Source organism: Halorubrum sp. Ea8 (assembly GCF_002252925.1).
Classification (GTDB): domain Archaea; phylum Halobacteriota; class Halobacteria; order Halobacteriales; family Haloferacaceae; genus Halorubrum.
This window is the reverse complement of sequence record NZ_NHPF01000149.1, coordinates 1-6,049: the sequence shown is the minus strand read 5'-3', so window position 1 is coordinate 6,049 and position 6,049 is coordinate 1. Positions and strand designations below refer to the sequence as shown.

The 6,049-nt window shown below is 71.5% G+C and carries 4 protein-coding genes and 1 pseudogene; 2 read left to right on the top strand and 3 right to left on the bottom strand.

What is annotated here, in order from left to right; genetic code table 11:
- Positions 1 to 226 precede the first annotated feature (226 nt).
- Positions 227 to 2,764, top strand: coding sequence for a DEAD/DEAH box helicase (locus tag DJ74_RS17165; RefSeq protein WP_094528038.1), 2,538 nt, complete (start codon positions 227 to 229; stop codon positions 2,762 to 2,764).
- Between the two features lie 26 nt (positions 2,765 to 2,790).
- Here the strand turns inward: DJ74_RS17165 and DJ74_RS17160 are convergent, their stop codons facing one another.
- Positions 2,791 to 3,879 (bottom strand): molybdopterin-dependent oxidoreductase, encoded by a 1,089-nt coding sequence (locus DJ74_RS17160; protein WP_094528037.1) that lies wholly within the window; start codon positions 3,877 to 3,879, stop codon positions 2,791 to 2,793.
- Between the two features lie 78 nt (positions 3,880 to 3,957).
- Positions 3,958 to 4,785, bottom strand: coding sequence for an MBL fold metallo-hydrolase (locus DJ74_RS17155; protein WP_094523316.1), 828 nt, complete (start codon positions 4,783 to 4,785; stop codon positions 3,958 to 3,960).
- A 100-nt stretch (positions 4,786 to 4,885) separates the two neighbouring features.
- Between DJ74_RS17155 and DJ74_RS17150 the strand changes: the two genes are divergently transcribed.
- Positions 4,886 to 5,914, top strand: a complete 1,029-nt coding sequence (locus DJ74_RS17150) for a succinylglutamate desuccinylase/aspartoacylase family protein (RefSeq protein WP_094528036.1) — start codon at positions 4,886 to 4,888, stop codon at positions 5,912 to 5,914.
- 36 nt (positions 5,915 to 5,950) lie between these two features.
- On the opposite strand, the pseudogene DJ74_RS19775 reads toward DJ74_RS17150, so the two are convergent.
- Positions 5,951 to 6,049: pseudogene (locus DJ74_RS19775) on the bottom strand (RNA polymerase subunit sigma-70); the annotation flags it as partial.

Below are 6,049 nucleotides of genomic sequence, written 5' to 3'. Positions count from 1 at the left end.
ATTCTTAACTTAACATCACCTGTGGAATCGGGGTAACTGTTAAGACGCCCCACTGAGATCCGTCTTCTGATGAGCGCGCAAACACCATCAGGAGACCGGCTCGCCGAGTGGGCCGAGCTGGTCGACGAAGACGTACCCGAGGAGCACCGAGAGGAGCGCTCCGTCGAGCGATAACTTTCACCCCGCTTCGCGAAGGCTTTAGGCCGACGGCGGCGAAGCGTCGCCGATGGCGACCGAGGCCGCCGGCATCGACAGACCCCTGCTCGTCGACGACTTCCTTCAAGAGCGCCGCTACCAGCTCCAGCTGGCGGCGTCCGCGGCCGACGAACACACCCTCGTCTGCCTCCCGACCGGCCTCGGCAAGACCACGGTCAGCCTGCTCGTCACCGCCGAGCGGCTCCACGAGGCCGGCGGGAAGGCCCTCTTCTTAGCCCCCACCAAACCCCTCGTCCAGCAGCACGCCGACTTCTACCGCGAGGCGCTCTCGATCCCGGACGACGAGATCGTCATCTTCACCGGGGACGTGAAGCCGGACGACCGCGCCGCGCTCTGGGCGGACGCCCGGATCGTGATCGCGACCCCGCAGGTCGTCGAGAACGACCTCGTCGGCAACCGGATCTCGCTGCGCGACGTGACCCATCTGACCTTCGACGAGTGCCACCGCGCGACCGGAGACTACGCGTACGTCTACATCGCGGAGCGGTACCACGCCGACGCGGCCGACCCGCTGGTCACCGGGATGTCGGCCTCGCCCGGCGGCGACACCGAGGAGATCGAGACGGTCTGCGAGAACCTCGGGCTCTCGAACGTGGAGGTGATGACCGAGGACGACGCCGACGTCGACGAGTACACCCACGACACCGACGTCCAGTGGGAGCAGGTGACGCTCCCGGACGAGGTCCTCGAGATCCGGGACGCCCTCAACGAGGTGATCACCGACCGGCTGGAGAAGCTGAAGTCGCTCGGGGTGACGAACACGACGAACCCGGACCTCTCGCAGAAGGACCTCAACGCGATGCGCGGGAAGCTGAAGAAGATGATGGACAACGACCAGTCGGACGGGTACAAGGGGATGAGTACCCACGCCGAGGTGATGAAGCTCCGGCGCGCGACCGAGCTGGTCGAGACCCAGTCGGTCGAGTCCGTCCGACGCTACTTCGAGCGCCAGCGCGAGGCCGCCCGCTCGTCGGGCGCCTCGAAGGCGAGCCAGCGGATGGTCGCGGACCCCAAGGTGCGGGAGGCGATGCGGAAGACGGAGTCGTTCGACGGGCTCCACCCGAAGTTCTCGAAGGCGCGGATCCTGCTCGCGGAGACGCTCGGCATCAACGAGGGCGAGCGCGCGATCCTGTTCACGGAGTCCCGCGACACCGCGGAGGCGCTCGTGGAGTTCCTCTCCGCGAGCTTCGACGTGCGGAAGTTCGTCGGCCAGGGCGACAAGGAGGGCTCCGACGGGATGACGCAGAAACAGCAGCAGGAGACCCTCGACGAGTTCAAGGCCGGCGCGTTCGAGGTGCTCGTCTCCACGTCGGTCGCCGAGGAGGGGCTCGACGTCCCCGAGGTCGACCTGGTCTGCTTCTACGAGCCCGTCCCGACCGCGATCCGCTCGATCCAGCGCAAGGGGCGGACGGGGAGACAGGCCGAGGGGAAGGTGGTCGTCCTGATGGCCGAGGACACCCGCGACGAGGCGTTCTTCTGGATCTCGCGGCGCCGCGAGAAGAAGATGGCCAGCCAGCTCGCCGAGCTGAAGGAGGCCACCGACGACATCGAGGAGACCGTCGGCGACGACGGACAAGCGGGCCTCGACGCGTTCGCCGGGGGGTCCGACGGCGCCGATGACGCCGGTGCCGACGCGGGCGTCGCGGGTGACGAAGGCACCGCGACCGAGGGTGACACGGCCGACGGCGACGCGACCGAGGGTGACGCGGCCGACGGCGACGCGACCGAGGGTGACGCGGCCGACGGCGACACCGGCGACGCCGGCCTCACCGACTTCGCCGCGGAGGCCCGGGCGGGCGGAGACGAGGCGGGCGACGCCGAGGAGTCGGGCGCCGATGACGACAGCACCGATGACGGCAGCGCCGACGACGGCGTCGTCGCCACCGCCGGCGTCGACGAAGGCGTCGAGGTCGTCGTCGACCAGCGCGAGCTCGACTCCTCCATCGCCAAGGACCTCTCGACGCGCGACGGGCTCGTCACCCGGCTGGAGACGCTCGCGGTCGGCGACTACGTGCTCTCCGACCGCGTCGCCGTCGAGCGGAAGTCGGCGGCCGACTTCGTCGACTCGATGCTCGACGCCGACCGCTCGATGTTCGAGCAGGTCGGCGAGCTCTCGCGGGCGTACGCCCGACCGGTGATGGTCGTCGAGGGGACGAACCTCTACGGTCAGCGCGACATCGACCCCAACGCGATCCGCGGCGCGCTCGCGTCGCTCGCGGTGGACTTCGACGTGAGCGTCCTCCGGACCGAAGGCGAGGGCGACACCACGGAGCTGCTCGCGACGATCGCGAAGCGCGAGCAGGAGACGCGCGACCGCGAGGTGAGCGTCCACGGCGAGAAGACGACGAAGACCCGCGCGGAACAGCAGGAGTACGTCGTCTCCTCCATCGCCGACATCGGTCCGGTCACGGCCCGGACCCTCCTCGAACACTTCGGCACCGTCGAGGCCGTGATGACCGCGCCCGAGGACGACCTCTTGGAGGTCGACGGCGTCGGTCCGGTGACCGCGGAGCGAATCCGCGAGGTCGTCGGCAGCGAGTACGAGTAGCGCTTCCCCCGGACCGCGCGAGCCGTTCAGTCGAACCCGCTCACCAGCGTCACCACCCACTGACCGAGGTCGTACTCGGACCTGACCTCCACGCGCGTCACCCACTTCACCCACTGGAACCCCCGCCGGTCGGGAGCGACGAGCCGGGCCGGCGCGCCGTGGCCGTGGCTCAGTCGCTCGCCGCCGACGTGCGTCGCGAGGAGTGCGTCTTCGGCCTCTTCTATCGGGAGGCTCCAGCGATACCCCGTGACGGACGTGAACCGGACGTAGGCCGCGTCGCCGTCGAGTTCTCCGGCCGCGTCGAGCAGGTCGCCGACGCGGATCCCGCCCCACTCCTGCACCGTGTACCAGCCGCTGGTGCAGTCGAGCAGCGCCTCCCGGTCGTGGTCGGCGGCGAGGTCCGCCGCGGTCAGGTCGACGGGGTCGCTCACGAGTCCCTCGACCCGCAGTCGGTACCCGTCCCGGTCGATCGGATCGGGGTCGTCGGCGACCCACGAGGTGACCGGGAACGCGCCGTTCCCGTCGCCCTCGCGGGGCTGTGACCCGGTGAACCGCCGGTCCGCGCCGGCCGTGTCGAGCAGGTCGTTGACGCCCTGCTGGAGCCGGTAGGTCGCGGCGCCGGCGGCCAGCAGGACGGTGTACCGAACCGCGGTCCGGCGGCGCTCGAAGTCGACCCGCCGCGGGAGCCGGAACCGGGTCGCGGCGTGCGCGGCCACGAGCGGGAGGAGGGCCAGCCCGAAGCCGACGTGGACGGAGAGGAGCGTCCAGTAGGAGAGCCGCACGTCGACTCCGAACACCCAGACGACGCCGGTCGCGAGCGCGCCGAGCGCGGCGACGAGCGTCAGGACCGACAGCGCCGTCGACCGCTGCCACAGGCTCGGGTCCGTGAGCCGGCGGCGGACGCGCGCGAGCTTCCACGCGAGCAGCGCGACGATGCCGACCCCGAGCGCGCGGTGGAGCCAGAACAGCGGCCACCCATCGGGGACGCCGACGGTGAACGAGACGAGCCCGGTGAGGACCTCCGCGGCCACGAACGCGAACAGCGACCAGTCGACCGCGCGCGGCGGCGGCTCCAGCCGGTCGAGGGCGCCGCGGAGTCGGGATCTCGCTCCCATCTCGGCCGTGGTACGTGCTAGCGAGACAAAACGGTGCGGTCGCGTCGCCCCCGCGCCCCGGCCGCCGCACGCGCCCCGTCAGAGGTCGTACGTCTCGCCGTCGACCGCGAGCGGCTCCGCGAACGCCTCGTCGGGCGGGTAGTAGTGCGCGACGTGGACGAGCCGAGTCCGGTCGGCGTCCAACTCCTCGGCGAGCGCGAGCGCACCCTCTCGGGTCATGTGCTTCGTGCCGAAGGTGCGCGGGACGCCGTCGGGCCCCTCGTGTCGCCCACCGATCGGGTGGTACTCGCAGAGCGAGGCGGGGACGATGGCGTCGGCCAGCAGGAGGTCGGCGCCGGCGAGCGCCTCGCGGGAGCGCTCGGGCACGTCGTAGCTCGTGTCGCCCGTCAACGAGAGTTTCGCGCCCGTCTCCGGGTCCTCGATGACGACGCCGTAACACAGCAGCGGCGGGTGGTCGACCGGGACGAAGCGGACCTCGAACCCGCAGGTCTCGAAGGGCTCGAACGGATCGCGGGCGTGGACGCCGATCCGGTCTTCCAGGTAGTCGTACTTCTCGCGGATCGTCTCGGCGACGCTCCGGTCGGTGGCGGGGTCGGTCTCGTTCGGCGCGTGCACCGGCAGTCCGTCGACCAGTCGGTAGACGTTGCCGAGGCCGTCGAGGTGGTCGAAGTGGATGTGCGTCACGATGCCGGCGTCGGGCAATTTGACGTCGTGAGCGAGGAACTGGCTCCGGAAGTCCGGACTGAAGTCGACGAGCAGCGACTCGCCGGTGCGCTCGTTTGCGACGTGGACCGAGAACCGCGAGCGCGACACCCCCCGCTCGCGCGCCGCGGCGCAGGTGTCGCAGTCGCAGCCGACGGTCGGCGTCCCGGTCGTGTCGCCGGTGCCGAGGAGCGTGACCCGCATCTCGGCTCCGTCTCGGCGACCCATCGACTTAGCGTCCGTGGTCGGTCGCGCCGGAACGTCGGCCCCCGATTTATAAACGCGTCAGGCCCGACCTCCCGATATGCACGACGCCAGCGAACTCGTCCTCGCGCGGCTCCCCTCGGGCGTCCCGATCCGGACGACCGTCCACGCGTACGGCGAGGGCCGCCTCGTCGACGGCCCGGACGGCCCCGAACTCGACCTCCCGGCCGACGGCGGCCCCGTGATCTACGCGCAGGCCGCACAGCACGGCCGCGAGGTGAACGGCACCGCGGTCCTCCGGCGGCTCCACGAGCGACTGACCGGCGGGTCCGGCGGGGCTCCGGACGCGGCCGCCCTCGACGGCACCCTCGTGACGGTCCCCGTCGCCGACCCGCTCACCTTCGACCGCGTCTCGTACACCACGCCGGAACCGCTCGACTCGACCCACTCGAACATGAATCGCTGTTGGCCCGGCGACGACGAGGGGACGCTCCACGAGCGCATGGCGGCCCGGCTCTGGTCGTTCGCGAGCGCGGCGGACGCGATCGTGGACCTCCACACCGGGTCGCCGGCGATGCTCACGCACACCGTCTACATGCGCGGCGACGAGGACTGCCGGTCGCTCGCGGAGGCGTTCGGGACCGACCTCCTGCTCGCGGAGGCGGCGGGCGACGAGGCGGACGCGGAGTGGAGCGAGCGCGGCTTCGCCGGCAAGCTCCGCGTCGCCGCCACCCGAGAGGGGATCCCCACGATCACGCCGGAGCTCGCGCACAGCCGCGAGGTCGTCCCCGAGGCCGTCGACGCCGGGTTGAAGGGGACGCTCGGCGTCCTCCGGCGGGAGGGGCTGCTCCCGGGCGACCCCGAGCCGTGGGACGGCACCGTCGCGCGGAACCACCTCGGACGCGTGAACGCCGCCGAGTCGGGGCTGTTCACCCCGGAGCGTGACCTCGCCGTCGGCGACGAAGTGGTCGACGGAGAGCGGCTCGGCGCCGTCCACGACCCGACGACGTTCGAGCCGCTGCAGACCGCGACGGCCGACCGCGACGGGATCGTCTACTCGATCGCCCGCGAGTCGACGGTCACCGCGGGCGCGACGCTCGTCGGCGTCGCGGAGCGGCTGGAGGAGTGACCGCCGGGGATCGGAGGCCGGGGCGCCCGCCGGCGCTCACGGCTGTCGCACGCGGATCTGTCCGTTCGCGTCGACGGTGACGAACAGGCGACTGCGCACCTCGCGGCCGTGGACCGCGTCGCCGGCGCGGTCGCC

Coding starts and splice junctions, on each gene's coding strand:
- DJ74_RS17165 (WP_094528038.1), top strand. CDS start 227: ATGGCGACCGAGGCCGCCGGCATCGACAGACCCCTGCTCGTCGACGAC.
- DJ74_RS17160 (WP_094528037.1), bottom strand. CDS start 3,879: ATGGGAGCGAGATCCCGACTCCGCGGCGCCCTCGACCGGCTGGAGCCG.
- DJ74_RS17155 (WP_094523316.1), bottom strand. CDS start 4,785: ATGCGGGTCACGCTCCTCGGCACCGGCGACACGACCGGGACGCCGACC.
- DJ74_RS17150 (WP_094528036.1), top strand. CDS start 4,886: ATGCACGACGCCAGCGAACTCGTCCTCGCGCGGCTCCCCTCGGGCGTC.